This window comes from Longimicrobiales bacterium (assembly GCA_028823235.1).
Taxonomy (GTDB): domain Bacteria; phylum Gemmatimonadota; class Gemmatimonadetes; order Longimicrobiales; family Gaopeijiaceae; genus UBA2589.
This window is the reverse complement of sequence record JAPKBW010000089.1, coordinates 1-1,512: the sequence shown is the minus strand read 5'-3', so window position 1 is coordinate 1,512 and position 1,512 is coordinate 1. Positions and strand designations below refer to the sequence as shown.

The 1,512-nt window shown below is 62.8% G+C and carries 2 protein-coding genes; both read left to right on the top strand.

Going from position 1 to position 1,512, the window contains the following annotated elements:
* On the top strand, positions 1-722 hold a 722-nt coding region (locus tag OSA81_13800; GenBank protein ID MDE0900076.1), incomplete at its 5' end, for an ABC transporter ATP-binding protein.
* A partial coding sequence (locus tag OSA81_13795; protein ID MDE0900075.1) for an ABC transporter permease subunit occupies positions 719-1,512 on the top strand: 794 nt, incomplete at its 3' end. The genes OSA81_13800 and OSA81_13795, both read left to right, overlap by 4 nt.

Sequence of the window (1,512 nt, the reverse complement as noted above, 5' to 3'; positions counted from 1 at the left end):
TGAAGTTTGATCGTGTGTCAATGGTGTACCCCGACGGCACCGAGGCAACGCGCGACGTCTCGTTCTCCGTCGAGCCCGGCGAGTTCGTCACCATCGTGGGCCCGTCCGGATGCGGCAAATCGACACTGTTGAGAATCGCCTCCGGGCTGCTTGACCCCACCGGCGGTTCGGTCGAGGTGGACCGCCAACGGCTCGGCTACGTGTTCCAGGACGCGACCCTCATGCCGTGGCGGACAGTGCAGGGCAACGTCGAACTGCTCCCCGAGCTGCACGGCTACGCGAAGGCTGAGCGACAGGCGCTTGCCACGGCCGCCATCGATCTGGTCGGGCTCAACGGGTTCGAAAACCACTATCCGAAAACGCTGTCGGGTGGCATGAAAATGCGCGCGTCACTGGCCCGGACGTTGACCCTCAGGCCACCCGTCTTCCTCTTCGACGAGCCATTCAGCGCGGTCGACGAGATCACCCGTATGCACCTGAACGAGGAAACCCAGGAGCTCTTCACGAACGAAGGTTTCGCCGGCCTTTTCATCACCCATTCGGTCGGCGAGGCGGTGTTCATGTCGACGAGGGTCCTAGTCATGTCGGCTCGGCCCGGCCGGCTGGTGGCCGAGTTCGACGTTCCATTCGACTATCCGCGGAAGCCCGACCTCCGCTCCGACCCCCAGTTCGCCGAGCTGAGTGGCATGGTGTCGGCGGCCCTTCGAGGGGCGTACACGTGAGCAAGACCAGGGCCCCGGCCAGACGCCGACGGATCATGCTGGCCGACGTGGCCGGCCCGATCCTCATCTTCATCGCGTTTCTCGGCTTCTGGTATTGGCTGAGCTACTACGGCATGGCGGAGCGCCGACGTTTCCTCGTGCCACCGCTCCACGAGGTGATCCACGACGGCTACCTCGACTGGAGGAACTTCTCGGTGATGCTCAAGGCCCTGTGGCTCACGACCCAGGTCGCGCTGTGGGGGCTTGGCATCGCGATTGTGTTGGGAATGACGCTCGCGATCCTGATGAGCCAGGGGCGATGGATCGAACGCTCAGTCTGGCCATACGTTGTGGCGCTCCAGAGCATCCCGATCCTCGCCCTCGTGCCCCTCCTCGGCATCTTGTTTAATTACAGCTTCAACGCTCGGGTGATCGTGTGCATCATCATTGCGATCTTCCCGATCATCAACAACACGCTCTTCGGTATCCAGTCGGTGGAAGCGGGACATCACGACCTGTTCACGCTTCACCACACGTCGAGGTTGACACGGCTGCGGAAATTGCAGCTCCCCGCCGCTTCACCCGCCATATTCGCGGGATTCCGCATCTCGGCAGGACTCTCGGTGATCGGCGCGATCGTCGGCGACTTCTTCTTCCGTAAGGGCGACAAGGGGATCGGCATCCTCCTCGACCAATACGCCGCCCGGACGACGACGATTCCCCGTCTCTACGCCGCCACCATCCTCGCCGGCGCTCTCGGCTATCTCGTGTTCTCCGTGTTCGGGCTGCTCAGAAAGGCAGTTATCGGCAA